General features: G+C 63.0%; 24 protein-coding genes. 21 read left to right on the forward strand and 3 right to left on the reverse strand.

The genetic code is table 11. The features are described from left to right. The first annotated feature begins 264 nt into the window (after nt 1–264). From E8L22_RS17060 to E8L22_RS17120, 13 genes are all read left to right on the forward strand, one after another. Entirely contained in the window at nt 265–684 is a 420-nt protein-coding gene (locus E8L22_RS17060) for a response regulator (RefSeq protein ID WP_136526344.1), read from the forward strand. A 64-nt stretch (nt 685–748) separates the two neighbouring features. After that, on the forward strand, nt 749–1,165 hold the full coding sequence (locus E8L22_RS17065) for a response regulator (RefSeq protein ID WP_136526345.1): 417 nt from the start codon (nt 749–751) through the stop codon (nt 1,163–1,165). Further along, entirely contained in the window at nt 1,155–2,795 is a 1,641-nt protein-coding gene (locus tag E8L22_RS17070; RefSeq protein WP_136526346.1) for a chemotaxis protein CheA, read from the forward strand. Before E8L22_RS17065 ends, E8L22_RS17070 begins: the two co-directional genes overlap by 11 nt. Nucleotides 2,796–2,833: 38 nt before the next feature. Beyond that, nucleotides 2,834–3,376 (forward strand): chemotaxis protein CheW, encoded by a 543-nt coding sequence (locus E8L22_RS17075; RefSeq protein ID WP_136526347.1) that lies wholly within the window; start codon nt 2,834–2,836, stop codon nt 3,374–3,376. 30 nt (nt 3,377–3,406) lie between these two features. Beyond that, entirely contained in the window at nt 3,407–5,713 is a 2,307-nt protein-coding gene (locus tag E8L22_RS21925; RefSeq protein ID WP_136526348.1) for a methyl-accepting chemotaxis protein, read from the forward strand. A 1-nt stretch (nt 5,714) separates the two neighbouring features. Further along, the gene (locus tag E8L22_RS17085; protein WP_136526349.1) at nt 5,715–6,653 is read left to right on the forward strand and encodes a CheR family methyltransferase; all 939 of its coding nucleotides are present in this window, start codon (nt 5,715–5,717) and stop codon (nt 6,651–6,653) included. Further along, a complete protein-coding gene (locus tag E8L22_RS17090) occupies nt 6,637–9,000 on the forward strand; it encodes a HEAT repeat domain-containing protein (RefSeq protein WP_136526350.1) in 2,364 nt (787 codons plus the stop codon). Before E8L22_RS17085 ends, E8L22_RS17090 begins: the two co-directional genes overlap by 17 nt. After that, the gene (locus E8L22_RS17095; protein WP_246044739.1) at nt 9,000–9,845 is read left to right on the forward strand and encodes a CheR family methyltransferase; all 846 of its coding nucleotides are present in this window, start codon (nt 9,000–9,002) and stop codon (nt 9,843–9,845) included. Before E8L22_RS17090 ends, E8L22_RS17095 begins: the two co-directional genes overlap by 1 nt. A gap of 13 nt (nt 9,846–9,858) precedes the next feature. Next, nucleotides 9,859–10,923: a protein-glutamate methylesterase/protein-glutamine glutaminase gene (locus E8L22_RS17100; protein ID WP_246044741.1), complete on the forward strand. Its 1,065-nt coding sequence runs from the start codon at nt 9,859–9,861 to the stop codon at nt 10,921–10,923. An 80-nt stretch (nt 10,924–11,003) separates the two neighbouring features. Beyond that, a complete protein-coding gene (locus E8L22_RS17105) occupies nt 11,004–12,371 on the forward strand; it encodes a sigma-54-dependent transcriptional regulator (RefSeq protein WP_136526353.1) in 1,368 nt (455 codons plus the stop codon). 285 nt (nt 12,372–12,656) lie between these two features. Further along, nucleotides 12,657–14,291, forward strand: a complete 1,635-nt coding sequence (locus tag E8L22_RS17110; protein WP_136526354.1) for a methyl-accepting chemotaxis protein — start codon at nt 12,657–12,659, stop codon at nt 14,289–14,291. 16 nt (nt 14,292–14,307) lie between these two features. Beyond that, nucleotides 14,308–14,799, forward strand: a complete 492-nt coding sequence (locus tag E8L22_RS17115; RefSeq protein ID WP_136526355.1) for a chemotaxis protein CheW — start codon at nt 14,308–14,310, stop codon at nt 14,797–14,799. Nucleotides 14,800–14,854: 55 nt separating this feature from the next. Then, entirely contained in the window at nt 14,855–15,247 is a 393-nt protein-coding gene (locus tag E8L22_RS17120; RefSeq protein WP_198420185.1) for an Hpt domain-containing protein, read from the forward strand. A gap of 261 nt (nt 15,248–15,508) precedes the next feature. Here the strand turns inward: E8L22_RS17120 and E8L22_RS17125 are convergent, their stop codons facing one another. Both E8L22_RS17125 and E8L22_RS17130 read right to left on the reverse strand, forming a co-directional pair. Then, entirely contained in the window at nt 15,509–16,105 is a 597-nt protein-coding gene (locus E8L22_RS17125) for a YceI family protein (protein ID WP_136526357.1), read from the reverse strand. Between the two features lie 107 nt (nt 16,106–16,212). Then, nucleotides 16,213–16,650, reverse strand: a complete 438-nt coding sequence (locus E8L22_RS17130) for a MarR family winged helix-turn-helix transcriptional regulator (protein WP_136526358.1) — start codon at nt 16,648–16,650, stop codon at nt 16,213–16,215. A 399-nt stretch (nt 16,651–17,049) separates the two neighbouring features. Between E8L22_RS17130 and E8L22_RS17135 the strand changes: the two genes are divergently transcribed. Then, nucleotides 17,050–18,330, forward strand: coding sequence for an NfeD family protein (locus E8L22_RS17135; RefSeq protein ID WP_136526359.1), 1,281 nt, complete (start codon nt 17,050–17,052; stop codon nt 18,328–18,330). Between the two features lie 18 nt (nt 18,331–18,348). After that, nucleotides 18,349–18,648 carry a hypothetical protein gene (locus E8L22_RS17140; RefSeq protein ID WP_136526360.1) on the forward strand — a complete coding sequence of 100 codons (300 nt, stop codon included), beginning with the start codon at nt 18,349–18,351 and terminating at the stop codon, nt 18,646–18,648. On the opposite strand, the gene E8L22_RS17145 is transcribed toward E8L22_RS17140, so the two are convergent. Then, complete coding sequence (locus tag E8L22_RS17145) at nt 18,645–19,139, reverse strand: hypothetical protein (RefSeq protein ID WP_136526361.1); 495 nt, start codon at nt 19,137–19,139, stop codon at nt 18,645–18,647. The two genes, E8L22_RS17140 and E8L22_RS17145, sit on opposite strands and share 4 nt — an antisense overlap. 213 nt (nt 19,140–19,352) lie before the next feature. Here E8L22_RS17145 and E8L22_RS17150 point away from each other — a divergent pair, with 213 nt between their 5' ends. From E8L22_RS17150 to E8L22_RS17175, 6 genes are all read left to right on the forward strand, one after another. Beyond that, nucleotides 19,353–21,152, forward strand: coding sequence for a transporter substrate-binding domain-containing protein (locus E8L22_RS17150; protein WP_246044748.1), 1,800 nt, complete (start codon nt 19,353–19,355; stop codon nt 21,150–21,152). Between the two features lie 275 nt (nt 21,153–21,427). Further along, the gene (locus tag E8L22_RS17155; protein WP_136526362.1) at nt 21,428–22,882 is read left to right on the forward strand and encodes a sigma-54-dependent transcriptional regulator; all 1,455 of its coding nucleotides are present in this window, start codon (nt 21,428–21,430) and stop codon (nt 22,880–22,882) included. Between the two features lie 589 nt (nt 22,883–23,471). Then, nucleotides 23,472–24,206 carry an amino acid ABC transporter ATP-binding protein gene (locus E8L22_RS17160; protein WP_135872800.1) on the forward strand — a complete coding sequence of 245 codons (735 nt, stop codon included), beginning with the start codon at nt 23,472–23,474 and terminating at the stop codon, nt 24,204–24,206. A 66-nt stretch (nt 24,207–24,272) separates the two neighbouring features. Next, on the forward strand, nt 24,273–25,097 hold the full coding sequence (locus E8L22_RS17165) for an ABC transporter substrate-binding protein (RefSeq protein WP_136526363.1): 825 nt from the start codon (nt 24,273–24,275) through the stop codon (nt 25,095–25,097). A 184-nt stretch (nt 25,098–25,281) separates the two neighbouring features. Beyond that, nucleotides 25,282–25,986 carry an amino acid ABC transporter permease gene (locus tag E8L22_RS17170; protein ID WP_136526364.1) on the forward strand — a complete coding sequence of 235 codons (705 nt, stop codon included), beginning with the start codon at nt 25,282–25,284 and terminating at the stop codon, nt 25,984–25,986. Between the two features lie 59 nt (nt 25,987–26,045). Then, entirely contained in the window at nt 26,046–26,747 is a 702-nt protein-coding gene (locus E8L22_RS17175) for an amino acid ABC transporter permease (RefSeq protein ID WP_136526365.1), read from the forward strand. Nucleotides 26,748–26,924 lie beyond the last annotated feature (177 nt).

The raw sequence follows: 26,924 nt of genomic DNA on the forward strand, positions 1-26,924 counted from the left end.
TTGTCGCTGTCAACTTTTCTTGCTCGTCTTGTCAAACCCCGGTACTGCACGGGACAAACCTCTCCGATCGCCCCTTTGTCAAGAAACCTTGCTTCGCTCCTCCCGCCGCCGGATCGCCTCCGTTGGCGCAACTACCCGTATACAGTGACGGAATTCTTCCTACACCGGATGGCACGCCCTTTGCCTTAATGAGGAAGCTGCGGAGCCGTACCATCTGGAAGCGGCGCCGTTTCCCGCAAGAACAAGGATACGACGAGGTGTGTGATGCTTAAAAAAGTGCTGGTGGTTGATGATTCCGAGATGATCCACAAGATGTACCGCCTGGTTCTGAACCGTTACGAGTGCGAGATCCTCGACGCCATGAACGGTCAGGAGGCGCTCAACCTGCTGGACCTGCACCGGGACACCGGGCTCATCCTGCTCGACATCAACATGCCGGTCATGAACGGGGTGCAGTTTCTGGAGAAGGCGGGGGCGCTGGGGATCACCGGCAGGGTCCCGGTCATCATCATCAGCACCGAAGGGAAGGAGAGCGACACGATCCGCGGCCTCCAGCTCGGCGCCAAAGGGTACGTGAAAAAGCCCTTCAAACCCACCCTTTTGCACGACTTGATCGAGAAGCTCGTGCTCCCTTCGCCCGCGCCGCCCCAGATCGACGAGCGCCGCTGCGCCAACACCCTTTAACCATCGCCGCGGGGCTTGGCTTGCGCCGGTGCCCCCCTGCCGGGGCACCGAAAGGGAAAAGTAGATGAAACTGACAAAAATCCTCGTAGTGGATGATTCTCCCCTGATCCGCCAGATGTACCACTTGGTCCTGGCGCGCTACCGGTGTCAGATCCTGGATGCCGTGAACGGTCAGGAGGCGCTCGACATCCTGGCGCGGCAGGACGACGTGCAGCTAGTGCTTTTGGACATCAACATGCCGATCATGAACGGGGTGAAGTTCCTGGAAAAGACCTCGCTTTTGGGACTTACGCAAAGGATCCCGGTGATCATCGTCAGCACCGAGGGGAGTGAAGAGGATACCCTCCAGGGGCTGAGGCTCGGTGCGAGCGGGTACCTGACCAAGCCCTTCACCCCGAGCCAGCTCCATGAGGTGATCGTGAGGGTGCTTCAGGCGAGCGGGGCCTGCCCGGAGCCGGAGGAGATGGCCTTTGAACGGTGAATGCGATTTTTCAGCCCTCGCCCGTGACTTCGTAGAGGACGCGGGTGGACACCTGGACGCGGTAGAGGAATGCCTCCTCGAACTGGAGCGGCGCGCCTCGGGCGGGTGCGACACCGAGTTGGTCACCACGATCCAGGGGCACCTCCATACCCTCAAGGGAAACTCCGGGATGATGGGGCTTTCCCCCGTGCAGCAGTACGTGCACCGGCTTGAGGAAGTGATGAAGGAGCTGGGAGCCGGGCTTTTACCACCCGGCCCCGCCTTCTTCTCCGCTCTCTACGGCGGCATCAACGCGCTCCGCTCCGCCCTCTCCCGCTTCGCCGAATCCCCCGACGCCGGCTTCGATTTCACCGGCGAAGAGACTACGCTCGAGCTGCTGCGTTGCGCTCCCGGGCCGGCGGCCGTGCCCCTCCCGTCCCCTGCCGTCCCCGCAGCGGAGTTCGGCTACATCACGAAAAAAAGCAGCACCCTCAAGGTCGATTTCGAGAAGCTTGACGAGCTACTGAACCTCATGGGCGAGCTCGTCGTCCAGCGCACCGCCCTTGCCGCCATGGAGAAGCGCCTGCGCGAGCAGGTGTCCGACCGGGAGCTTTTGAGCGCCTTCAACGAGACGAGCCAGCTGATCGTCAAGAGCACCGACGACCTGCGCCAGTCCATCATGAAGGTGCGCATGCTCCCGGTGAAGAGCGTGTTCCAGCGCTTCCAGCGCCTGGTGCGCGACCTCTCGCTTGCCCAGGGGAAGAAGGTGCGCCTGCTCTTCGAAGGGGAGGAAACCGAACTGGACAAGACGGTCCTCGACGAGATCGGCGAGCCCCTTTTGCACCTGATCAGAAACGCCGTGGACCACGGGCTCGAGCCCCCCGCCGAGCGGCGCGGCTGCGGCAAGGATGAATGCGGCACCCTGACGCTCAAGGCGCGCCATGAAAGCAACCACATCGTCATCCAGGTCTGCGACGACGGTCGGGGGATGGACCATGAGGATATCCGCGCCAAGGCGATAGCCCGCGGCGTGCTGGAGCCGGAGGCGGCCCGCGGGATGGGGGAGGCCGAGCTGCAGCAGCTCGTGTTTCTTCCCGGCTTCTCGACGCGAAGCGAGGTGACCGAGACCTCCGGGCGGGGGATCGGGCTCGACGTGGTCAGAAAGATCGTCTCCTCCTTAAACGGCATCATCGAGATCGAATCAAGGGGTGGGCGCGGCACCACCTTCACCATGATGCTTCCCCTCACGCTGGCCATCATCACCGCCCTCATGGTGGAAGTGGCGGGCGAGACCTACGCGGTGCCGCTTTCCGGGGTCCTCGAAAGCGTCCAGGTGCAGGGGGAAGCTTGCCACGACACGGGAAACGGCGAGGTGATCGTGCTGCGTGACCGGGTGCTCCCCCTTTACCGGCTGGACCGCTTCTTCGGGCGGCAAGGCGGCGCGGGAAGGGAACAGGAGTACGTGGTGGTGGTGGCAAGCGGCGACAAAAGGGGAGGGCTCGTGGTGGACCGGCTGGTGGGCCAGCAGGAGATTGTCATCAAGGGGCTGGACGATTATCTCGGGGAACTCCCGGGGATCTCAGGCGGCACCGTGTTAGGTGACGGCCGGGTCTCGCTCATCGTGGACATCCCCTCGATTCTGGGGGCGTGACCCCGAAAGGCGTCAGAGTTTTCAAAAAGGAGAAAGGCATGGCAGAGCAATTTTCCCTACCAAGTTCCGGGCTCGCCGAGGACGTGCTGGCCCGGTTCATCGAACAGGCCCAGCAGGAGGTGGATCGGGACGTGACGATCTCTTCCGGCGCAGATGGGGAGGGGATGCTGCAGTTGGTCACCTTCAGGCTCGGCAAGGAGGAGTACGGGGTCGACATCCAAAGCGTCCAGGAGATCATCCGCGGGGGCGGCATCACCGAGGTCCCGGGGGCTCCCCCCCACGTGCGCGGCGTCATCAACCTGCGTGGCAAGATCATCCCGGTGGTGGACCTGCGCCGGCGTTTTTCCCGCCCGGAGATCGAGGCGAACGAGGAGCAGCGCATAGTCGTGGTGGAACTGGGCGAGAAGCGCCTGGGGATGCTGGTCGACTCGGTGCGCCAGGTGATCCAGTTCTCGACGAGCCTCGTCGAGGAGATGCCCGAGGACGCCACCACGGCCGAGGCGAGCTACATCCGCGGCATGGGGAAACTCGACGGCCGCCTCATCATCATTTTGAACCTCAACCGGGCACTGCTGCTCTAGTACGGGGCACTACCAGTAAAGGAGAAGGAGATGTTAAAGAACGTTCGCATAGGGGGCCGGCTCGGCCTTGGTTTCGGCATCATGCTGCTCATCGTCGTCGCCGTCGGCGGTACCGGTTACTGGGGGGTGAGGGAGAGCACCCAGACCACCATCGCCATGCTCCAGGGGGATGCCACCATCTCGGAACACGCCTCCCGGGCGCGGGCCAACGTGGTGGGCATGCGGCGCTACGAGAAGGACCTCTACCTCAACATCGGTGACCATGGCAAGGAAAAGGAGTACCTCGGCAAGTGGAGCGAGCAGCGCGACCACCTCTTGAACCGCCTGAAGGACCTCGAAAAGATCGTGGTCCTGCCCAAGGAGAAGGAGGCGATCAAGGCGATGCGGGAGGAACTCTCCGCCTACGAGGCCGGCTTCAACAAGATCTACCAGGGGATCGAGGCGGGTCGCATCAAGACCCCGGCCCAGGCCAACGCGGCCATTGAGCCGTACAAGACGGGGATCCACAAGTTCGAGGAGGTCTCCAAGGAGATCGCCGACGAGAGCAACCAGCGCATGGACAGCAAGGAGAAGGTCATGAACGACCTCGCCCGGCACGTGTCGCTCCTCGTGGTGGCGAGCATCCTGGTGAGCCTCATCGTGGGGATCCTGGTGAGCTTTTTGATCACCCGCAGCATCACCGTTCCCATCAACGCCGCGGTCGAGGTGGCGAAGACCGTGGCCCAGGGCGATCTCACCGTGGCGGTCGTGGTGAACTCGAAGGACGAGGTGGGCGAGCTTCTCTCCGCCATGCAGACCATGGTGCAGAGCCTTCTGGCCATGATCGGCAAGATCCGCGGTACCTCGGGCGAGGTCGCTTCCGCCGCCGGCCAGATCTCGGCCAACACCCAGCAGCTCACCAAGTCGGCCCACGGTCAGGCCTCGGCCACCGAGGAAACCTCGGCCACCATGGTGCAGATGGCCGCCTCCATCCAGACCGTTGCCGGCAACGCCGATTCCCTGGCCGCCAACGCGGATGAGGTCTCCTCCTCCATCGAGGAGCTTGGCGCCTCCAGCGAACAGGTGGCGAAAAGCGCCGACGTGATGGCGAGCGCGGTCGCCGAGACCTCGGCCACCATAGAGCAGATGACCGTCTCCATCGAGAACGTGGCGCAAAACGCCGAAGAGCTCATGTCCTCGGTCGCCGAGACCTCGGCCACCATAGAGCAGATCACCGTCTCCATCGACCAGGTGGCCGGCAACTCCCAGGAGCTGCAAAAGGTCATGGCCGACTCCTCCGCAACCATCGAGGAGATGGCCGCTTCGATCCGCCAGGTGGCGAAGAACGTGGAGGAGGCGGACCGCGTGGCCAAGGGTGCGGCCAAGGAGGGTGAGGCCGGCCTCGAGGCGGGGCAGCAGGCGGTCGCCGCCATGGGGCGCGCGGCCGAGGTGATCGAGAAGACCTCCGACTCCATCCTGAACCTCGGGCGTCGCTCCGAGGAGATCGGCAACATCGTCAAGGTGATCGGCGAGATCGCCGACCAGACCAACCTCCTCGCCCTGAACGCCGCCATCGAGGCGGCGCGCGCCGGCGACGCCGGGCGCGGCTTCGCCGTGGTGGCCGACGAGGTGAGGAAACTCGCCGAACGGAGCATGGCGGCCACCAAGGAGATCGCCCTGGTGATCCGCCAGGTGCAGGCCGACACCGGCGAGTCGGTGAAGTTCGGCGAGATCGCCTCGCAGGAGGCGAAGAACTCCATGGAGCTCATCACGCTTGCGGGGACGGCGCTTGATAACATCGTCACCAGCATCGACCGCACCAGCACCCTCATGTCCGACATCGCCCGCATGACCGCCGAGCAGTCCAACGCCTCCACCCAGGTGATGCGCGCGGTGGAGCAGATGAGCGGGGCCTCCGACGTGGTGGCCAACGCCGCCCGCGAGCAGGCGACCGGCGGCAGGCAGATCCGCATCGCCGTGGAGCGGATGAACCAGTTGACCCAGGAGGTGACCGGCTCGGCGAAGGAGCAGGCGCTGGGGAGCCGCCAGATCCGCATCGCGGTGGACAACATGAACCAGGTGACCAGCCAGGTGACCGTCGCCACCCGCGAACAGTCCCTCTCCGCGCGCCAGATCGTTTCCGCGGTAAACAGCATGACCGCCATGACCCAGTCGGTGGCCAACGCCACAGCCGAGCAGAAGAAGGGGGGCGAGATGGTGGTGGTCGCCATGGACAACATAAGCGACATCACCCGCGAGAACCTCTCCGCCGTCGAGCAGCTCTCGCGCGCGGCCCAGAACCTCACCCAGCAGGCCGAGGAGATGACGGCGCTGGTCGGCACCTTCAAGGTGGCCTGACATGGAAATGGCGGCAAGCCGGGCATACGGGGACGAGCTCCCCGACCCCTGCCTGGACAGGATACGGGAGCGGGTCTTCCAACTGAGCAGGCTCTACTTCGCCCCCCGCAAACTCTCCCTGTTCAGGCAGCGGGTGGAAAGCCGGCTGGCGCAGCTCGGGTTTGCCGACTGCTGCAGCTATCTGGACCACCTGGAGCGGACCCCGGGTGAGTACCTAACCCTGCTCGACCTGTTGACCATCAACGAGACCTTCTTCTTCCGCAACCCGGACCAGTTCACCCACCTGCGCCAGGTGGTGCTGCCGGAACTGGAGCTGGCCCGGGGACGGGAGTTGATGCGCTCGTGGGGGGGAAGCGGAGAGGGGGGGCAGGGGATCATGAAGCTGCGCATCCTCTGCGCCGGCTGTTCCACCGGCGAGGAGCCCTACTCCGTCGCGATGACCCTGCTCGAGGGGCTGCGCTATCCGAAGGCCTGGGACATCGAGGTCGTTGCCGGCGACATCAGCAAGAGCTGCCTTAAGTCCGCGCGGGAGGGGTTCTACGAGATCGAGCGGCTGCACAACATCCCGCCCCACCTGATCGGGAAGTACTTCACCGCCACGGCGGGCGGGGCCTTCGTGGGGGAGGAACTGAGGTCGCTGGTGCGGGTCATCCCGCTCAACCTGAACGACCTCATGGGGGGGGAGCTTCCCGCCGGTATAGGTACCGGCTGGGGGGAGTTCGACCTCGTCTTTTGCCGCAACGTGATGATCTACTTCTCGCCTGCCTGCCAGCAACTCCTCGTGGAAACCCTGTCCCGGCTGCTGGCGCCGGGGGGGCACCTTTTCACCGGTGACGCCGAGCCCCTGCACCTTTTCGACCACGACCTCGTGGCGGTCCCCAAAGCCGGCTGTCTCGTGTACCGCAAAGTGGAGAACATAGAACATGCTTCATCCTTATGAGCCAGTCGGCGAAGAATTGACCCGCTTGCAGGAACGTTCGCTATCGGAGCTCCTCGCGTTCGTCGGTGATGGCGAGCGCGGGCGCAAGAGCGAGGCTCTGGACATCATCATCGGTCGCGGCCTGGAAGGGATCTATGCCACCCTGGAGGCGGCGGTGCGCGACAACGACAACGCCGACCTGAGAAACGGCGCCATGGAGGTGCTGGTCAAGTTCGGCGGGGAGGCGGTGCCGCGCCTGAGCCGGCTCCTCTCCGACGGCGACGAGGAGATCCGCAACTTCAGCGCGGTCATGTTAGGCGACATCGGCAGCCGCGACGCGGTGAAAGACCTGATCGCGGCGCTCACCGACCCCGACAGCAACGTGAGTCATTCGGCGGCCGAGGCGCTGGGCAAGATCGGCGACCGCAGCGCGCTGGTGCCGCTATTGGAACTGTTGAAGGGGGATTTCTGGCTGCAGTACCCCGCCGTCTGCGCCATCGGTGAACTCAGGGACTACCGCGCCGTCCCCCACCTCCTGCCGCTCCTTGGTGACGAAATGCTGCGCGGCGCGGTGGTCGAGGCACTGGGGAAGGTCGGTGACCAACGCGCACTCTACGCCCTTGCCGGCATCCTTCCCTTCGTGGAACAGGAGCTGGCGCGCAGCGTGGCGTGCGCCATGGTCTCCATCATCAACATCCTGAACGAGCAGGAAAGCTACAAGAATCGCATCGAGGTGGGGACCCAGGAGGAACGGCTGCTCCGGCTGGTCTCCCCCCGCGGGGTGGACCGGCTCAAGTCGATGCTCCGGGAAGAGGGAGATCTGCAAGCGGCGCAGGCGGCTGCGATGCTGCTGGGGTGGATGGGGGAACTTTCGGCCCTGGAAGGATTATTCACGCTGCTGGCGGACGAGCGCAACATAGAGGTTGTGGAGAACGCCGTCCTCGCCATCGGGAGGCGGGCCGAGGGGGAGCTGCTGGCGGCGCTTGATCATGACAGCGCCGCCGTCCGACTGGTCGCACTGCGCGCGTTGCGCTCGCTTGGCCTTCCCTGCCACCCCGGAGAACTGGCGCGCCTGCTCGCCCATGAGGACGAACAGGGACAACTCGAGGTGTTGGAGACGCTGCAATCCTTCCCGGATGAGTCGTTCTTGCCGCAGTTGCAACTCCTGCTGGCAAAGGGGAGCGACGCACTGGCGCGTCAGGCGGCCCTCGCCCTGGCGCACCACCGCCTCGGGTCCGTGCTGGATCTTTTTGCACAGATGGTGCACTCTCCCGAGCCGCAGTCGCGCCGCCGCGCCGCCATGCTCCTTGGGTGCCTCAAGCAGGGGGGGGGGATCGAGAACCTGCGCCTGCTAAGCTTTGACGACGATGCCGAAGTGCGGGCGGAACTCGTGCGCTCCATAGGGAAACAAAAGGTGTTGCAGGCCGTGCCGCTTTTGTGCCGCGCACTGTGCGATCCGGAGGAGCTGGTGCGCGAGGCTGCGGTCCTGGCCGCGGCGGAACTGGGGGAGCCGATGCTCGTGGATGAGCTCCTGGCACTATTGGGGAACGGACGAGAGGATCTCGACTACTGTGTGATCCGGGCCTTGGGCGACATCGGGGCGCGTGAGGCGGGCGCCTTCCTGGTGGAGTACCTTTCCCGGGGGGTGTCGCGTCAGTTGGAGTACGCCATCGTGGAAACCCTGGGCAAACTGGCCTACCGGGAGGCATCCGATCTGGTCACCAGGCGTTACCTAAAGCATGACGATCCCGACATCAGGCGCCTGGCGGTCTACACCCTGGGCGAGTTGGCCGACCAGGAATCGCTCAAGGCGGTGGAGGAAGCGGTCGGCGACCCCCACTGGAGCGTGCGCATCGCGGCCCTGCGCGTCCTGGGCAAGATCGGCGGCGGCCGCGAGCTCCCTTTGCTGCTCAAAGGGGTGAACGATGCCGATGCCATGGTGCGCAAGCACGCCATCACGGTCCTCGGGGAGCTGCGAAACCCCGTCTCCGTTCCGGAACTGGTTGCGCTGCTTGAGGACCCGGAGGTGGGGAAAGATGCCTTCGATGCGCTGGTGGCGTTCGGGCGCGGCGGGCTCCCCTGGCTGCATCGTCTCATGAAGAATAACCACGGTGCGGAGCTGCGCGAACGGGTGATCGACGTCATCGGCAAGATCGCCGACGACAATAGCGTGGAGCCGCTGTTGGAGCTGCTTAACGACGAAAGCGAGATCGTCAGGCTCGCCTGCATCGACGCGATGTGCCACTGCTACGACACCCTCCCCTTGAAGCGGCTGATCCAGGTGAGAAAGGAGGATCAGAGCGCCGAAGTCCGGGCGAGGGCAGAATTGGCCCTGATGAGTTTCGCCCAGCGGGAATACCTCGGATGATGGCGGAGAAGAATGCCATGCAGGCCGAGGAGTTCAGGCTGTTCAGGGAGCACGTGGCCGAAACCCTGGGGCTCGTGCTGGAGGAGGGGAGCCAGAGGAACCTGGCGTCGAAGCTTGGGCCGCGGATGGAAGAGTTGCGGCTGAAAAGCTTCACCGAGTACTACTGCTACCTTAAGTTCTCCCCGGGAAGAGATGCCGAGTGGCGGCGCCTGGTTCCGCTGCTCACCAACAACGAGACTTACTTCTATCGGGAAGCGGCCCAGTTGTCGGTCCTCGCGCAGGAGGTGCTGCCGGTGCTCAAGGAGAGGAAGGTCGCCAGGGGCGAGCGCGCCATCCGCATACTCTCCGCCGGGTGCTCCAGCGGCGAGGAGGTCTACACCCTGGCGATGCTTCTTTTGGAGTCGGGGTGTTTCTCCTGGGACTGGGACGTGCGCATCACCGGCGTCGATATCGACACGCGGGTCCTTGACGCGGCGCGGCAGGGGCTCTACACCCAGCGCGCCTTCTGGGCCGCCGACCCGGAGCTGGTGCGCAGGTACCTGACCCCCCATGGGGACAAACTCGCCGTCAGGCCGATCCTGCGGAAATGGACCAGCTTCGCGCAGGGGAACCTGCTCGACTTGGGGGAGCGGCTGGCCGGGGAGTGCTTCGACGTCATCCTGTGCCGCAACGTACTGATCTATTTCGCGGAGGAGACCGTCAAACGGGTGGTGGACAACTTCGCGGCGCTGCAGGCGCCGGGAGATTACCTGTTCCTGGGGCATTCGGAATCCCTTTCCAGAACGGGTGCTTCCTATCTGCCGCTTCGTTTTCCGGGTGCCATCATCTATCAGAAAAGGACGTGACGCTTTGGGGGACTTGAACAGGAAAATAAGGGTGCTGGTGGTCGATGACTCCGCCTTCGTGCGGCGCGCCATCATGCGGATGTTCGAGGAGAGCCCGGAGATCGAGGTGATCGGTGTCGCGGCCAACGGCGAGAGTGCGGTGGCACTGGCGAAGAGCCTGCGCCCGGACGTGATCACCCTCGACGTGCAGATGCCGGTCCTGGACGGCCTTTCCGCGCTGGAGCTGATCATGAACGAGTGCCCCGCACCGGTGATCATGTTCAGCTCCCTGACCGGCAAGGGGGGAGAGAAGACCCTCAAAGCGCTGGAGATCGGGGCGGTGGACTTCATCGACAAGAGCTCGGCGGGGGGGGCCATGGACATAGGCGCCCTGGCCAGGGAGCTGACCGGGAAGATCAAGGTGGCGGCCTGCGTCGACCTGGAAAAGCTGCACGGCTCGGCGCACAGGCGGGAAGCCGCGCCCCCCTCGCCGGGTAAGGCGCGCAGCGCCGGCACCGACGTCGTGGTCATCGGGACCTCGACCGGCGGTCCCCCGGCGCTGCAACGCGTATTGAGCGGGCTCCAGCCCCCTCCTTGTCCGATCCTCATCGTCCAGCACATGCCGCCGGGCTTCACCACCTCGCTCGCCGCGCGGCTGGACCGCAGCAGCACCCTCACCGTTCGGGAGGCGAGTGACGGCGAGACGGTGAGGGCGGGAAACGTCTACGTCGCCCCGGCCGGCTGGCACATGCGGCTTCGGCGCAAGGACGGCGCCCTCCAGGTCTGGCTGGATCCGGAGTCCGGAGGGCACCTGCATTGCCCGTCCGTCGACGCGCTCTTCGAGTCGGCGGCCGAGGTTTGCGGCAGCCGCTCCCTTGGTGTCGTCCTGACCGGCATGGGCAAGGACGGTGCGGCCGGCGCCCGTGCCATCAAAAAGGTCGGGGGGAGGGTCGTCGTGGAGTCGGAGGAGACCGCGATCGTCTACGGGATGCCGAAGGCGGTGGCGGAAGCGGTCTGCGTCGACGCCGCGGTCCCGCTCTACCAGGTTGCCGATACCATAGCGGGCATGGTCCAGGGGACGGCGCGGGCAAAGCGTTAGTAATTGAGGGGCGGGAGCTTAAATTTCCCGACCGGCTGCCGATAAGGGTAAAGAGATCCGCACTCGGGAGCCAGCGCCACATGCCCAACACCACCAGAATACTCGCCGTCGATGATGAACCGGTCTTCCGTTTCCTTCTGGAGAAGCAGCTTCGCGACATCGGCTATACCGTCCATACCGCGGTGGACGGCCTGCAGGCGTTGGAGGTGCTGGAACAGCAGCCGATCGACCTGATCCTCTCCGACCTGGTCATGCCGAGGATGGACGGGCTTGCCCTGATCGAGGAGGTGCAAAAGCGCAAAGCGGCCCCTCCCATCATCGTCATAACGGCGCACGGCAGCGTCGAGAGCGCCGTGGAGGCGATGCGGCGCGGCGCCTACGACTACCTGGAAAAACCCTACCAGCCTGACGACCTGCGCATCACCATCAAGCGCGCCATCGATTATCAGCACATCGTTCGTGAAAACGAGCAGATCAAGGGGCTGCTCTCGGATCGGTACACCTTCCAGAGCGTCGTCACCGTGAACGCCGCGATGAAGCAGGTGCTGGAGTTAGCCGCGCGTGTCGCGACGGCGCGGCAGACCACGGTGGCGATCTACGGCGAGAGCGGGTCGGGGAAGGAGGTGCTGGCGCGCGCCATCCATTTCGCGGGGAAGGGGCTTCCCGCCGAGTTCGTGGCGGTGAACTGCGCGGCAATTCCCGAGCACCTGATGGAGAGCGAGCTCTTCGGACACGTGCGCGGCGCCTTCACCGGCGCGGACCGCGACCGCGAGGGGAAGTTCAGCCTCGCCCGCAAGGGAACCATCCTCCTCGACGAGATCGGCGACATGCCGCTCGCGCTGCAGGCGAAGCTTCTGCGCGTGCTGCAGGAGCGCGTCTTCGAGAAGATCGGCAGCAACACTCCGATCCCCGTTTCCTGCCGGGTCATCGTCGCCACCAACAGAAGTCTCGCCGAACTGGTCGCTGCCGGACGCTTCCGCGAGGACCTGTACCACCGCATCAACGTCTTCCCGCTCACCATCCCGCCGCTTTGCGAACGAAAGGACGACATCCCGATCCTGTGCGATCACATCCTTGAACAGCTGCGCCAGCACCTTGGGAAGCCCTTGCCCGGGATCTCGCCGCAGGCGATGGAGGTGATGCTCAACTACCGCTGGCCGGGAAACGTGCGCGAGCTGCACAACTGCCTGGAGCGGGCGGCGATCCTCACCGACAACGAACTGATCCGTCCCGAGCACCTGGCTCTCGCCGGTGCCTCCCCTGGGGCTGAGAAACCGGCAGCGGACGGAGATCGTGTCAGCTACCACCTCTCGCTCTCCCCGGACGAGCTCTCTCTCGAAGCCCTCACCGAACAGATCCTCGACGTCACCCTGCAGCGCTGCGGGGGGAACAAGTCGAAGGCGGCACAGCTTCTCAAGGTGAACCGGAAGGCCTTCTACCGCTCCTGACGGGATTCGATTCGCAGCAATGCCGTCGCCGTTTTCGCCCCGGCTCTCGCGTCTTGTCATATTCCCGTCCCCAATCCGTACAGGGTGTCCCTTTGGGGGACACTCCGGTACCCCTCTCCTTCAGCTAACTCCCCGAAAACACGTCCAAAACATTCTTGGCACCGGTCGTGCTACGTACTGCAGTACAGACGCCGCACTGTTCCGCAGGGAACAGGGGCAAACGGACCGGCCGTAGCGGTAGCCTTCAAGGCTCCGCGGCCACACAGCAGTCACGGAGGAATCACAATGAGAACGATAAGGGATCTGAAGGTAGGAACAAAGCTGGCGGCCGGGTTCGCCTGCGTTGCGGTCATAGCGGCGGTGATCGGCTTCATCGGAATCAGGGGCACCAACAACCTCAACGCGGAAGGGAAAAGGACCTACGAGAAAGTGACCGTCCCGCTCGGGCAACTGGCCGGGATGTCCGTCAGCTTCCAGCGCGTAAGGATCAACGTGCGGGACGCGGTCGAGGCGACCGACCCGGCACAGCGCAAACTCTACGTCGACACGGTGGCGACCTTGCGCGGCAAGATCACCGATCTGGCAGGCCAGTACGAGAAGAGCATCAGCAGCGAGGATGGGCGCCGTCTCTTCGCCGACTTCAGCAAGGCCCGGGCGAGCTACCTAGGGTACGTCGACAAGATCCTCAGCCTGGACGAGTCGGGTAAAGAGGCGGAGGCCAGGGAGATACTGCACGGCGTGGCGAAACAGGCGGCCCTCGAGCAGCAGGCGCTCCTCGACAAGATGATGTCGGTCAAGGAGGACCAGGGGAGAGTGACGGCGCACAACAACGAACTCGCCGCCGTGGCAGCCGGCCGCACCATCGCCGCGCTGCTGGTCCTGGGGTTGGTGATCGCCCTGGTCTTAGGTGTCACGATCACCCGCATGATCACCCGTCCCCTGGACAAGGCGGTCAAGGTGGCAAACCAGCTCGCCGAGGGGGATCTCACCGTCGAGGTGGTGGTCGATTCCAAGGACGAGACCGGGCAACTTCAGGCGGCCATGGGGCACATGGTGGCGAACCTCAGGGAACTGGTTTCCCAGACGGTGCACATCTCGAGCAGCATAGCCTCCGCCTCAACGCAACTGCAGGGGACTTCGGCACAGATCGCCACCGGCGCCGAAGAGGTCGCCTCGCAGACCGGTACCGTGGCGACCGGCAGTGAGGAGATGGCGGCGACGAGCGCGGACATCGCCCGCAATTGCGTGCTGGCCGCCGAGGCGTCGCGTCAGTCGACCGAGTCGGCCCAGGGTGGTGCCAAGGTGGTGCAGGAAACCATCGTCGGCATGGGCGAGATCGCAGTTCGTGTGCGCAACACCTCGAAAACCGTCGAGGCCCTCGGGGTTCGCTCCGAGGAGATCGGGGACATCGTCGGGACCATCGAGGACATCGCGGACCAGACGAACCTCCTGGCACTGAACGCTGCCATCGAGGCGGCCAGGGCCGGTGAACAGGGGCGTGGTTTTGCGGTGGTGGCCGACGAGGTCCGTGCGCTCGCCGAGCGCACCAGCAAGGCGACCAAGGAGATCGGCGCCATGATCAAGGCGATCCAGGGCGAGACCCGCGAGGCGGTGCGTGCCATGGACGAGGGGGTGAAGGAAGCCGAGAAAGGGGCGGTGTCGTCGCAGCGCTCCGGCGAGGCCCTGGAAGATATCCTCAGGTGCATCAGCGAAGTATCCCTGCAGGTGAGCCAGATCGCGACCGCAGCGGAGGAGCAGACCGCTACCACTACCGAGGTGACCAGCAACATCCAGCAGATCACGGACGTAGTGCACCACACGGCGCGCGGCGCCGAGGAAACGGCGATGGCGGCGGCGCAGCTCGCCCAGCAGGCCGAGGAACTGCAGCAGCTGGTGAGCCGCTTCAAACTCGCGGCCTAGGAAAAGGAGAGTGGTCATGGCTAACGATCTTCAGATAGTAGCGGGCAATGCGCAGCAACTGCTTCAGCTGGTCACCTTTCACGTTGGGGGCGAGGGTTTCGCGGTGGAGGTGGCGAGCGTGAGGGAGATCATGCGGCTTCCCGTCATCACGAGCCTCCCGAACGCCCCGGCATACGTCGATGGCATCATCAACCTGCGCGGCGGGGTGATCCCCATCATCTCCCTGCGCGAGCGCTTCGGTCTCTCCGCCGTGGAAAACGACAGCCACACGCGCATCATGGTGATGACCGTGGGGGAAAAGGTGGTGGGGTTCCGGGTGGACGCGGTTTCCGAGGTGATCCGGGTCCCGCAGGCACAGCTCCAGCCTCCTCCTCCGCTTGTCGCCGCAGGGGGCGGGCGTCAGTGCGTCACCGGCGTCATCGATCGCGGCGAGCGCCTCCTGATCGTCCTCGACACGGAACAGCTCCTGCTGCTGAGCGAGCTGGACTGGGAGGCGCACGCCGCCTAGCCGGTCAGTGGGCTGCGTGGACGGGCGGGACCAAAGGAACATGAGGGGACGCGTAATGAGTGTGGAGCGGAGCCGGGAAAAAATGGCGATGTGGGGTGAAGGGCAAGCGCTCCCCGCGGTGGACTTCGAGGCCGGAGTACGACTGACCGGCGGGGACCGGCGGCTTTACGAGGAACTGCTCGTGAGGTTTGAGGCCGAGTACCGGGAATGCGATGAGGAGATCGAGCGGGAGGCGGCTGCGGGAAGGGTGGATGAAGCGGCGCGTCTCGCCCACTCGGTGAAGGGGATCGCGGGGGTGCTGGCGGCCCAGCCGCTGCAGCGGGCGGCGCAGAGGCTGGAACGCGCACTAAAGGGTGAGGGGGATGCGGCGCAGGCGCTGGCCGATTTCCGGCTGGAGCTGAAGCTCACCATCACCGCCCTGCGCGCGGAAGGCTGGCCGCTCGCCTAAAGCGGCGGGCGCGGCGGGGCAGGGGAGGTGTTAGAGGAGTGGTCGAACGCCTGAAACGAACTGTCGGCGGGCTCTTCCATACCCTTAAAAGAAAAGGTGCGTCCTCTTGCGTGGACGCACCTTTTTTGTTTCGAATGTTTTGCTACCGAATGGGCGGGGCGCTGTGCCCGGCTCGGTTTCCGCTTTTGAAAATTCCCCCTGTCCCCCCTTCGCAAAGGGGGGAACGCCGGGGCTTGCGTAACGCTTTGTGGGAGTTTTCAGTTACTGCTTCGCCTTGATCATCTCGATCTCGAGGTTGATGTCGACATCCTCGCCTACCGCCACGCCGCCGGTCTCGAGGGCCGCGTTGTAGACCAGACCGAAGTCCTTGCGGTTGATCTTGGTGCTCGCCGTTACGCCGCTTCTCATGTTGCCCCACGGGTCCTTGCTCTCCTTAGCCGGCCCTTCGACGTTCAGCACCACCTGCTTGGTCACCCCGTGCAGCGTCAGGTCGCCGGTCACCTTGAGCTTTCCTTTGCCGGCCTTGGCGACGCTCTTGGAGACGAAGGTCATGGTCGGGTACTTGGCGACGTCGAAGAAGTCGGCGCTCCTTAAGTGCTCGTCACGCTTGGCGACGTTCGTGTTCACCGAGGCGGTGTCTATGGTGACGGCGACCTTGGACTTGGTGATGTCCTTGTCGTTGATCTCGACGGTCCCTTTGTGCTTTTCGAAGCTCCCCTTCACGTTGGATACCATCAGGTGACGGACCTTGAAGCCGACGTTGGAGTGGTCCGGGTCGATGTTCCAGGTCGATGCGGAGGCAAGGGCGGGAAGGGCAAAAGCTGCTACTGCGGCGATAGTTGCGATGGTTCTTTTCATGGCGTTTCTCCTTTTTCTCTGTACGAGTTCTTTTTCTTGTTGGTTTGAGTTGTTGTCTTTTGATGTTGAACTATTATCTCAAAAAAAAGCTTCTTGCTTCCTTCCCGTCATACCTCCCGCAATCCGAGTTTTTTGCAGATCCTGCCCAGGGTTTGTTGTTCTTCATCGGTCAGCACCCCCATCTCGGCGACGATGGCCGCCTCGACCTCGGCGAAGGTGGCCTCGATCAGCGTGCGTCCCTTTTGGGTGAGGACGACAGTGCAGAAGCGGCGGTCTTCCAAGGAGCGCTCGCGCAGGACGAGCCCCTGCTTTTCCAGGTTGTCGATGACGAGGGTGATGTTGCCGGTGCTTTTCAGTATCTTCGAGGCGACGTCGCGCTGGCACAGTGGACCCTTGTGCAGGAGGGCCTCGAGCACGCCGAACTGGCTTATGGTGAGACCCGCCTCGGACATCTTGCGTCCCACCCTTCCGGTTACGGATTCGGCGCCACGCATGAGCTTCGTGTAGGTGTTCAGCGCGAGTTTGGAAGTGCCGTCCTTTTTCATGATCTCTCTCCGTTTGCTCCCAACATCTTGTCGATGATCTAAAGCTACAACTGAAACGATTAAATGTCAAACTAATTTTTTTACGGGTTTGCAAAAAAAACGGTAAGTCATCGTTAGGCAAGGGTAACTGACGTGGCGATACTTGCCAACGCCGGCTTTTAATGGAAGAATAGCGCGGGTGTCCCAATGAAAAGGAAGGCAGAAGCGTTAACGCAAAGGCGCCAAGGCGCGAAGGCGCAAAGAGAAGACCCTAAGTTGCCTGGCAAGCCGGGTCGGTTTCACGGCTCTTCGCTTTGAGCCCCTTTAATCTTTGCGTCTTTGCGGCTTCGCGTCTTTGCGTTAAGAGGTTTCCGCCTGTTATTGCGGTACCGTGCCGAGGCTTCTACGGGAGGTGCACAGATGAAACGGTTTTTACTGGTCATGTTGATGCTTGCCCTGCCGCTCAGCCTCACTGCGCAGGAGCCGCAGGTGGGGCTCATCTCACTGCGCGGGCCGATCAACCCGGTGACCGCGGCCTTTTTGAAGGACAACCTGTCCCGCGCAGGGGGGCGGGGGGAGCGGCTCATCCTCGTGGAGTTGGACACTCCGGGAGGGCTCGACCTCGCCATGCGCGAGGCGGTGCAGGCGATCTTCGCGGCGCCGGTTCCCGTTGTCGTCTACGTCACCCCGTCCGGGGCGCGCGCCGCCTCCGCCGGGGCGGTCATCGGCCTTGCCGCGGACGTCTTGGCCATGGCGCCCGGCACCAACATCGGCGCCGCGCACCCTGTGTCGCTTTCCGGCAAACCCGATCCGGTGATGGAAGCGAAGATCGTGAACGATGCCGAGGCCTACGTGGAGGGGATCGCCGGGAAGCGGGGGCGAAACGTCCAGCTCGCCGGTAAGATGGTGCGGGAGAGCATATCGCTCACGGCCGAAGCGGCGCTCAGGGAAAAGGTGATCGATCTCCTCGCCCCAAGCAGGGAAGAGCTCCTCACCCAGTTGGAGGGGCGCACCCTACTACGCGGCGGCAAGGAGACCGTGCTGCATCTATCCGGTGCCCGCGTGGTGCGCCACGAGATGGGTACGCGGGACCGCATCCTGGACGCCATCAGTAACCCCGACGTCGCCTACATGCTGATGCTCCTGGGGATCCTGGGGCTCTTCTTCGAACTCTCCAACCCTGGCGTCATCCTCCCCGGGGTGATCGGCGGCATTTCGCTCCTGCTATCCTTTTTTGCGCTGCAGACCCTCCCGGTGAACTATGCCGGAGTCGCGTTGATACTTCTAGGCATCGTTCTCTTCATCGCCGAGATCAAGGTGGTCTCCCACGGGATGCTGGCGGTCGGCGGGGTGGTTGCCTTGGTCATGGGATCTCTGATACTCTTCCCGTCTCCCGAGCCGTACCTGCGCCTCTCCTGGGAGGTGATCGCGCTTACCGTCGGCGTCACCGCGCTCTTTTTCGCCGTGGTGATCGTCAAGGTGATCAAGGCGTACCGGGAGCCTCCCATCACCGGCATCGAGGGGATGATTGGCGCTGCGGCAGTGGCCGAGACCGACCTCGATCCGAACGGAAAAGTGGTGCTGCATGGGGAGTACTGGAACGCGACCAGCGCCGAGCCGGTGCTGCGGGGAGAAAAGGTGCGTGTGGTTGGGGTGAGCGGCCTGCTGGTCACCGTGGAAAAGGAGGAGCAAAAGCGTTGAGGCGGAAGGAGATGGGCCATGGCGGGGGGTAGCAGGCGGCAATCCGGTGACGTGAGGCTCGGCGACGCGCTTTTAGGGCTTCCCTGCCTGCAGCGGCAGCGGGCGAACTTGACCTCCGGGGTGCGGGAGACGGGGAAGGTGCTGCACGGCGAGACCTGTCCGGTGTGCGGCATGGAGGCGGACGGCCTCGTCTTAGAAGCGAGCTCGCTGGAAGATATGGGTGTCGTCGGACGTGTGCAGGAGAGGTTTCCGGGGTGGCAGCCCGAGGACGGCCTGTGCCGGCCGTGCCTCGAGCTGTTTGGTGGGACGGGAAGCTAGAAGTGCTTCGGCACCGGCAGGCACCCCTCATCGCTGAGCGCGTTCAAATAGGTCGTGCGCAGCTCGACGAAGGCCTGGGTGAGTCGGTCGATGAGGGCCGTGTTGCTGCAGCCGACCAGTTCTAGGAGCCCGTTTTGTTTGTTAGCGACGAGGCGCTCGATGTGCGCCGCCCTGCGGTTGATGTCCACGTGGGTGTGCCCCTGGGCGTGGCTTACCAGGCTCAGCATGGCGTCGGTCACGAAAACATCGATGGAGTAGATCGCCACCACCTGCGGGTGCTCTTTAAGCTGGAACACCACGCGGATGTCTGGGTGGGGAAATTCGATGCCTGGAAGCTGGTCCGGTCCCACGTAATGGGAGGCCGCCACCGGCAGCACTTCTATGTAGCAGTTGAGCAGTGTTGAGTCGATGTCGATGGGTGTCTGTACCGGCAGTTTGAGTGCTGCCCGTGAAAACTGTTCGCCGTGTTCGAGGTATAGTGAGAGCCGCATATGGTCACCTGTAAGTAGGAAGTTCAACGAACCACATGCTAAAAATAATACCGACACTCCGCAAAAAGCAAGTGACCGCCCGTAATTATCCTGTTTCTTCCGAAGGCTTTTGGTGCCTGTGTTTCAGGCGAAGTCGATTGACAGCGCCGCCCGGTCTATGTCATTAATTTCCCATTGTCTGCTCCGGTAATCCCCAGTAAAGGTACCCTCTCCTTGCGCTTTTTTACCTCCCATATGGAAAAGCCCTCCACATACGGTGCGAAGCGCCCCGGCGTAGTCGCGGCTATCTGGATTTTGCTGCTCTTCCTGCTGCTTGGCTTCGTCCCCGCGCTGCACGCCGACACCACGGGACGCGGTGGGGGAGGCAAAGGAGTGGTCGTAGTCGGCGGCGATTACAACTACCCCCCCTACGAGTTCGTTGATCACGAGGGGAAGCCGACCGGCTTCAACGTGGAATTGACCCGGGCCATCGCCGAGGTGATGGGGTTCAAGGTGGAGATCACCCTGGGGCCCTGGGACGGCATGCGCCGCGCCTTGGACCGCGGTGACGTCGACATCCTGCAGGGAATGGCCTTCTCTCAGGAGCGCACCAGCGAGGTGGACTTCTCCACGCCTCACGCGCTCCTGTTCCAGTCCATCTGGATAAGGCGGGACAGCCGGAAGATCAGGTCCATCGAGGACGTGCGCGGCAAAGAGGTCATCGTGATGAAGAACAGCATCATGCATGATTTCATGACGAACTACGCCCCCACCTCCAAGCTCATCTTGACCGACACCCTCGCCGATGCGCTGAGACTCCTGAACCAGGGGCGGGGAGACTGCGCGCTCGTCTCGCGGCTGACCGGCATGTACCTGGAGAAGGAACTGGGGCTGAAGAGGATCATCCCCGTGGCCGAGCCGATCATGACCCAGGCCTACGGCTACGCGGTGAAGAAGGGGAACGCCGAGGTGCTCGCCCGCTTCAACGAGGGGCTCGCCATCCTGAAGCGCTCCGGGCAGTTCCAGGAGATCCACAACAAGTGGCTCGGGGTGATGGAGTCGCAGCCGGTGTCGTGGGCGCGCGTGGTGCGCTACGTGACCCTGGTCGCGGCGCCGCTTCTCATCATCCTTTTGGGGACCGTGGTCTGGTCCCGGACCCTGCAGAAGAAGGTGGCGCAGCGCACCGAGGAGCTCGCACGCGAGGTGGCCGAGAAGCAGGAGGCCCTGGAGAAACTAAGGATGCACCAGGACCAACTGGTGCAGGCGGACAAGATGGCCTCGCTCGGGGTACTGGTCGCCGGGGTCGCCCACGAAATCAACAACCCGAACGGCCTGATCCTATTGAACCTTCCCCGCTTCGAAGAGGTGTTGCGCGGCTCGCAACCGATCCTCGACGAGTACCGCGAGCGGCATGGCGACTTCAAGCTCGGGCGGCACGGCTACGATCGGCTGCGCGAAGAGCTGCCGCACATGCTCTCGGAGACGCAGGACGCGGCGAAGAGGATCAAGCGCATCGTCACCGAGCTGAAGGACTTCGCGCGCCGCGACAGCGCCGATCTCACCGAGCTCGTGGATCTGAACCAGTGCGCCCAGGCGGCGTTGCGGCTGGTGGAGAACACCGTGGTGAAGAGCGCGCACCACATCGCCGTCAACCTCTCCGACGTGCTGCCGCCGGTGAAGGGTAACAGCCAGCGTATCGAGCAGGTGATCGTGAATCTGCTTCTGAATGCGAGCCAGTCGCTCGAAGGGAGCGGCAAGAGCGTCCACGTCGCCACGAGGCACGACCGTTTCCGCGACCTCGTGCTCCTGAGCGTACGGGACGAGGGGAGGGGGGTGGAGCCGGAGCACCTGGCGCGGCTTACCGATCCCTTCTTCACCACCAAGCGCGAAGAAGGTGGGTGCGGGCTTGGCCTCTCCATCTCCGCGGGGATCGTGAAGCAGCACGGCGGGACGCTCATGTTCGATTCGCAGCCGGGCTTCGGCACCACGGTCACCATGGAGCTGCCGGCGCTTAGGGAACGTGTCGAGGCTTAGGTGATGTGGATTTGCCTTACTTAGCTCACCTGAGTGCCCACGAAGCGCAGCATTGGGCCTCACGTTCCCCCCTTTGCGAAGGGGGGGCAGGGGGGATTTGCCTTGGTTATGAGGCAATCCGGCAAACAGCCTAGGCAGATGGCAGATGCTGAGGGATTTTTATTCGGACCTGCCGGCAATGAGCAAATCCCCCACCCCTTCGCCAAGGCTACGGGGAGCAGGCTCCCCCTTTGTGAAGGGGGGAGCTTCGAGAATAACCACGAAGAGGAGTTGCAATGAGCGAAGCACTTTATCCGGCCTTCGGCGTTCTTTTGGTGGACGATGAGGCGCCATGGCTGCGCAGCCTGCGCATGACCCTGGAGGGGCCGGGGGCGATCAGCAACATCATGACGCTCACCGACAGCCGCGAGGTGATGGGGGTGCTGGACAAGGGGCACATCGGCCTCGTGCTCCTCGACCTCACCATGCCGTACCTCTCGGGACAGGAGCTCCTGGCGCGCATCGCCGAGGAACACCCCGAGGTGACCGTGGTCATCCTGTCCGGTCTGAACCAGATCGAGACGGCGGTTTCCTGCATGAGGCTCGGCGCCTTCGACTACCTCGTGAAGACCGACGAGGAGGACCGCATCCTCGACTCGGTGCGGCGCGCGATCCGGATGCAGGAGCTGCAGCTGGAAAACAAGGAGATGCGGCGCCGCTTTTTGAACGACCGGCTGGAGTGCCCCGAGGCGTTCGCGCCGCTTGTGACGAACAACAAGGCGATGCGTTCCATCTTCCAGTACATCGAGGCGGTCGCGAAGAGCACGCAGCCGATCCTGATCACTGGCGAGAGCGGGGTCGGAAAGGAGCTCATCGCGCGCGCCGTGCACACCTTGAGCCGCGGCGACGGACCTCTCGTCCCGGTGAACGTGGCGGGGCTCGAGGACAACGTCTTCACCGACACGCTTTTCGGGCACAAGAAGGGGGCCTTCACCGGCGCCGACGAGAGCCGCAGCGGCATGGTGGAGCAGGCCGCCGAGGGGACCCTTTTCCTGGACGAGATCGGCGACCTGTCGCTTGCCTGCCAGGTGAAGCTCTTGAGGCTTTTGCAGGAGGGGGAGTACTACCCCCTGGGTAGCGACCAGCCCAAGCAGTTGCGGGCCCGCATCGTGGTGGCGACGCACCACGACCTCTCCAGGAAAAAGGATGCGGGAAGCTTCCGGAAGGACCTCTATTTCCGTCTGCGGGCGCACCACGTGCACATACCGCCTTTGCGCGAGAGAAAGGACGACATCCCGCTTTTGCTCGATTACTTCCTGAAGGAAAGCGCGGAGGTCTTCGGCAAGAAGGTGCCTAGCTACCCGAAGGAGCTCCTGACTCTCCTCGCCAACTACGGGTTCCCGGGCAACCTGCGCGAACTGCGCTCCATGGTCTTTGACGCGATGAGCGTCCACTCCTCACGCATGCTTTCCATGAACAGCTTCAGGCAGGCGATGGAGGTGAAGGGAGGAGAGCATGGTGAGACTGCGGTGCCCGATGGGGGTGTTGCGAGCGGTGAACAAAATGTCTTTGCCTCCCTGTGTGAGATCCCCACGCTCAGTTCCGCGGTTGAACAACTGGTGATCGAGGCGATGCGACGCGCCGACAACAACCAGAGCATGGCCTCCCGCATGCTCGGCATTTCCCAACCCGCGCTCAGCAAGCGGCTCAAGCTGCAAAGAAGCTGCAAGGATAAGGACGCTGACGATTGATGTGGATGAGTTAGGGTGTTTTCCTAGATGAGGTCACTAGTCCCCCTCTCACCTCCGGGAGAGGGGACGCTTCGGCGTCCTGCTTTCTTTTGACCGCCGCCCCTGCTGCTTAACTTCCAGGCAGCGTCCTTCCCCGTGTCGTTCTCCCGCACCTGGATGCAACCGCTGTTTTTGCCTCCTTTTTCAGCAATCCCTCCCGCGCCGCCACGGCACCGCCCGAACCTCCCGCCTTCCACTCTTTGGCATGGGGTATAACTTTTGTTAACTCTATGAGGATTGTTATACCTTTGCTAAACCTCCCTTTCTTCGCCTCTTTCGCATTTCGCCGAAACGTCTTTCTGATTGCGGTTATACCCCTTTGTTTCTAATGCAGCGTTTCAAAGTCCTGTATTCGGATATTAATCCGAGTTCTTAGCCGTTTACGCCCGGTTTGGCACCCCCCTTGCTATATATGGTGTCGCTTCATTAGCATACTGCCGAGGCCGGCGGTGAAACGGCGGTTCGCGCCGGGGGTAAATGGCGGAACTGCCCATATCCTGTGCAGCAGCTTCGACTGACCGATTGGCAACAAATAGAAAAGGAGCAGCAGATGATCAAGTTTGAAGGGGTCCACAAGTGGTTCAAAAAGCTTCACGTGCTCAACGGGATTGACCTCCACGTCAAGCAGGGGGAGGTGGTTGTTGTCTGCGGTCCGTCGGGGTCGGGCAAGTCCACCCTGATCCGTACCATCAACCAGCTGGAACCTATCGAAGAGGGAAGCCTCATCGTTGACGGCATGGACCTCAGGAGCAAGAAGACCGACATCAACAAGCTGCGCGCCGAGGTCGGCTTCGTGTTCCAGCAGTTCAACCTCTACCCGCACCTCTCGGTGATAGACAACATAACCCTGGCGCCGATCAAGATCCGCAAGAGTTCGAAGAAGGAGGCGCAGGAGCAGGCGATGGAGCTTCTCGAGCGCGTGGGGCTCGCCGTGAAACGCGACGCCTACCCGACCCAGCTCTCCGGCGGCCAGCAGCAGCGCGTCGCCATTGCCCGCGCACTTGCCATGAAGCCGCGCATCATGCTCTTCGACGAGCCGACCTCCGCCCTCGACCCCGAGATGATCGGCGAGGTGCTCTCCGTCATGCAGGACCTGGCGTCCAGCGGGATGACCATGGTCTGTGTGACCCACGAGATGGGCTTCGCCCGCGAGGTCTCCGACCGCGTCGTCTTCATGGACCACGGCGTGATCCTTGAGGAGGCCCAGCCGGAAGAATTCTTCCGCAACCCGCAGCACGACCGCGCCAAGCAGTTCTTGAAGCAGCTGCTGTCGCCGATGCACTAGAACTTGCCTGTCTTCGGGCCTGCCGGAGGCGCTTGTTAAATACCGAACATCAAAAGGAGATTCACTGTGAAAAGATTGGCTGCTGTTGTTATTGGTCTGGCTGCGCTCATGGGGACTTTCGGAAAGGCGATCGCCGCGGCTCCGGCCGACACCCTCGCCGAGGTAAAGAAGAAAGGCGTTCTCGTGGCGGGCGTTAAGGATTCCCTCCCTCCTTTTGGTTATGTAGATGAGAAAAGCCGCGAGATCGTGGGCTACGACGTCGATTTCGTCAAGGCCATCGCCAAGAAGCTGGGCGTGAAGGTCGAGCTGAAGCCGGTTACCTCCGCTTCCCGCATGCCGCAGCTCACCGAGGGTAACATCGACATCATCGCCGCCACCATGACCAAGAACCCGGAGCGCGCGAAGCAGATCGGCTTCAGCCACACCTACTTCGCCACCGGCCAGAAGTTCATCACCGTGAAGGGTAAGGTTAAGAGCCTGAGGGACCTCGCAGGCAAGAAGATCGGCACCGCCAAGGGTTCCACCTCCGAGCAGAACGTGAAGACCGCCATCCCGACCGCCACCGTGCTCTCTTTCGACGACTACCCGCAGGCGTTCCTCGCGCTGCAGCAGGGTAAGGTCGCCGCGGTGACCACCGACGAGGCGATTCTGGCCGGCATCCTCGCCAAGGCCCCGAACAAGGCCAAGTTCGAGATCCCGAACGTCCAGATCTCCAACGAGCCGTACGGCCTCGGCATGAGGAAGGAAGACGCCAAATTCATCGCCTTCGTGAACAAGACCATCCTCGAGATGGAGAAGAGCGGCGAAGCGAAGCGTATCTTCGAGAAGTGGTTCGGCAAAGGGACCCCGTTCGCCCTGAAGAGAACCTTCAAGATCGTAGCTGACAAGTAACAACAAATCAGGCCAAGGGGGAGGCCGTGGTTGAGAAAAGGTGTTGTGCTGATAGCCTTACTCTCAACCTCGTCCTCTACCCCTGACAGTAACAGCAATACGGATTATAGGGTGAGGTTGAGACAGTACTTCCATTTGGTTGTTCTTTCATAGCCAACCTCAACCTGCCTTCAAGGGGTTTTACGTGCTAAAGTACTCATTTGACTGGTCCATCGTCACTTCCGGCAAGTATTTCGAATGGCTGGTATCCGGGCTCAAGGTCACCTTGGAGCTCTCCGCCGTCGGTATCGTCTGCGCCTTCATCCTGGGGCTGATCATCGCGGTCTTAAGGATGAGCCATTTCCGTCCCGTGCGCTGGATCGCCACCGCTTACCTCGAGTTCTTCCGGAACACGCCGCTTCTGGTCCAGATCTTCTTCTGGTACTTCGGCTCCTACAAGGTGCTCCCGACCGTGGTGAACGACTGGCTGAACAGCACGAACTTCGAGTTCGCGGCGGCCGCCATCGCGCTCACCATCTACACCTCGGCCTTCATCGCCGAGGACATCCGGTCCGGCATCCTCTCCATTCCCAAGGAGCAGATGGAGGCGGCCCGAAGCGCCGGGTTCTCCTATCTGCGCTCCATGCAGTACATCATCCTGCCGCAGGCCGTGCGCATCACCGTGCCTCCCCTGGTGAACCAGTTCCTGAACCTCGCCAAGAACTCCTCGCTCGCCATGAGCATCGGCGTCATGGAACTCACCTACCAGGCGCGCCAGGTCGAGAGCTACACCTTCAAGGGGTTCGAGGCCTTCACCGCGGCCACCGTTATCTACCTGGTGCTTTCCGTGATCATCACGGCGCTCATGGACCTCTACAACAAGAAGGTGCTCAACCCGCACCGCGCCTAGGACGCGCTCGCTTCGGGATCAAGAACGGCAGATTTTCCTGCGGGAAATGGAGAACATAAATGGAAGAAGCACTTAACTTTCAGGTAATCATCGACAACTTGACCTACTTCATGATCGGGCGCTACCCCAACGGCCCGCTCGGGGGGCTTGGGCTCACCATGTACCTCGCCGTGGTCTCCTGCGTCCTCTCCTTCTTCGGGGGGCTGATCCTCGGGCTTTTGAGCCTGTCGCGGAACGCAATCATCCGCCACCCGGTGAACCTCTTCATCAACGCGGTGCGCGGCATCCCGCTTTTGATGGTCATCTTCTGGATGTACTTCCTGCTTCCGGCCTTGATGGGCAAGACGGTGCCCGAGGCCACCACGGTCATCATGGGGCTCACCATCTTCACCTCGGCCTACATGTCGCAGATCGTGCGCGCCGGCATCCAGGGGATTCCCAAGGGGCAGACCGAGGCGGCAATCTCCACGGGCCTCAAGCCCTGGCAGGCGATGCTCTACATCATCCTGCCGCAGGGGTTGAGGAACATGATCCCGTCCTTCGTGAACCAGTTCGTCTCGCTCATCAAGGACACCTCGCTCGCCTTCATCGTCGGGGTCTCCGAACTGACCCACGTCGGCACCCAGATCAACAACAGGACCATGGCCTACCCGACCGAGATCTTCATCTTCATCGCGGGGGTCTACTTCGTGCTCTGCTTCGCCTTCACCAGCTTCTCGCGCTGGCTCGAGGGAAGGCTCACCTGGAGAAAGTCGATCTAGTCCTGTCTTTCTCCCAACGTTTCCGAACGCCCCCCTTGGTTTGCCAAGGGGGGCGTTTTCGTTGGCCCCCCCTTCGCCCTTTGGGCTACGGGGGGTAAACCACCCTTCGCCTTGGGCTACGGGGGATAAACCAGTCCCCTTCATGGTTGCCATTCGGACCCGTCTGTCCTATCCTTT

The organism is Geomonas ferrireducens (assembly GCF_004917065.1).
Lineage (GTDB): Bacteria > Desulfobacterota > Desulfuromonadia > Geobacterales > Geobacteraceae > Geomonas > Geomonas ferrireducens.

Excerpts from the sequence above, each read along its gene's own strand:
- E8L22_RS17120 (WP_198420185.1), top strand. The coding sequence starts at position 14,855 with ATGAGTGTGGAGCGGAGCCGGGAAAAAATGGCGATGTGGGGTGAAGGG.
- E8L22_RS17085 (WP_136526349.1), top strand. The coding sequence starts at position 5,715 with ATGGAAATGGCGGCAAGCCGGGCATACGGGGACGAGCTCCCCGACCCC.
- E8L22_RS17105 (WP_136526353.1), top strand. The coding sequence starts at position 11,004 with ATGCCCAACACCACCAGAATACTCGCCGTCGATGATGAACCGGTCTTC.
- E8L22_RS17175 (WP_136526365.1), top strand. The coding sequence starts at position 26,046 with ATGGAAGAAGCACTTAACTTTCAGGTAATCATCGACAACTTGACCTAC.
- E8L22_RS17095 (WP_246044739.1), top strand. The coding sequence starts at position 9,000 with ATGGCGGAGAAGAATGCCATGCAGGCCGAGGAGTTCAGGCTGTTCAGG.
- E8L22_RS17130 (WP_136526358.1), bottom strand. The coding sequence starts at position 16,650 with ATGAAAAAGGACGGCACTTCCAAACTCGCGCTGAACACCTACACGAAG.
- E8L22_RS17145 (WP_136526361.1), bottom strand. The coding sequence starts at position 19,139 with ATGCGGCTCTCACTATACCTCGAACACGGCGAACAGTTTTCACGGGCA.
- E8L22_RS17160 (WP_135872800.1), top strand. The coding sequence starts at position 23,472 with ATGATCAAGTTTGAAGGGGTCCACAAGTGGTTCAAAAAGCTTCACGTG.
- E8L22_RS17115 (WP_136526355.1), top strand. The coding sequence starts at position 14,308 with ATGGCTAACGATCTTCAGATAGTAGCGGGCAATGCGCAGCAACTGCTT.
- E8L22_RS21925 (WP_136526348.1), top strand. The coding sequence starts at position 3,407 with ATGTTAAAGAACGTTCGCATAGGGGGCCGGCTCGGCCTTGGTTTCGGC.
- E8L22_RS17125 (WP_136526357.1), bottom strand. The coding sequence starts at position 16,105 with ATGAAAAGAACCATCGCAACTATCGCCGCAGTAGCAGCTTTTGCCCTT.
- E8L22_RS17065 (WP_136526345.1), top strand. The coding sequence starts at position 749 with ATGAAACTGACAAAAATCCTCGTAGTGGATGATTCTCCCCTGATCCGC.
- E8L22_RS17090 (WP_136526350.1), top strand. The coding sequence starts at position 6,637 with ATGCTTCATCCTTATGAGCCAGTCGGCGAAGAATTGACCCGCTTGCAG.
- E8L22_RS17110 (WP_136526354.1), top strand. The coding sequence starts at position 12,657 with ATGAGAACGATAAGGGATCTGAAGGTAGGAACAAAGCTGGCGGCCGGG.
- E8L22_RS17075 (WP_136526347.1), top strand. The coding sequence starts at position 2,834 with ATGGCAGAGCAATTTTCCCTACCAAGTTCCGGGCTCGCCGAGGACGTG.
- E8L22_RS17140 (WP_136526360.1), top strand. The coding sequence starts at position 18,349 with ATGGCGGGGGGTAGCAGGCGGCAATCCGGTGACGTGAGGCTCGGCGAC.
- E8L22_RS17135 (WP_136526359.1), top strand. The coding sequence starts at position 17,050 with ATGAAACGGTTTTTACTGGTCATGTTGATGCTTGCCCTGCCGCTCAGC.
- E8L22_RS17155 (WP_136526362.1), top strand. The coding sequence starts at position 21,428 with ATGAGCGAAGCACTTTATCCGGCCTTCGGCGTTCTTTTGGTGGACGAT.
- E8L22_RS17060 (WP_136526344.1), top strand. The coding sequence starts at position 265 with ATGCTTAAAAAAGTGCTGGTGGTTGATGATTCCGAGATGATCCACAAG.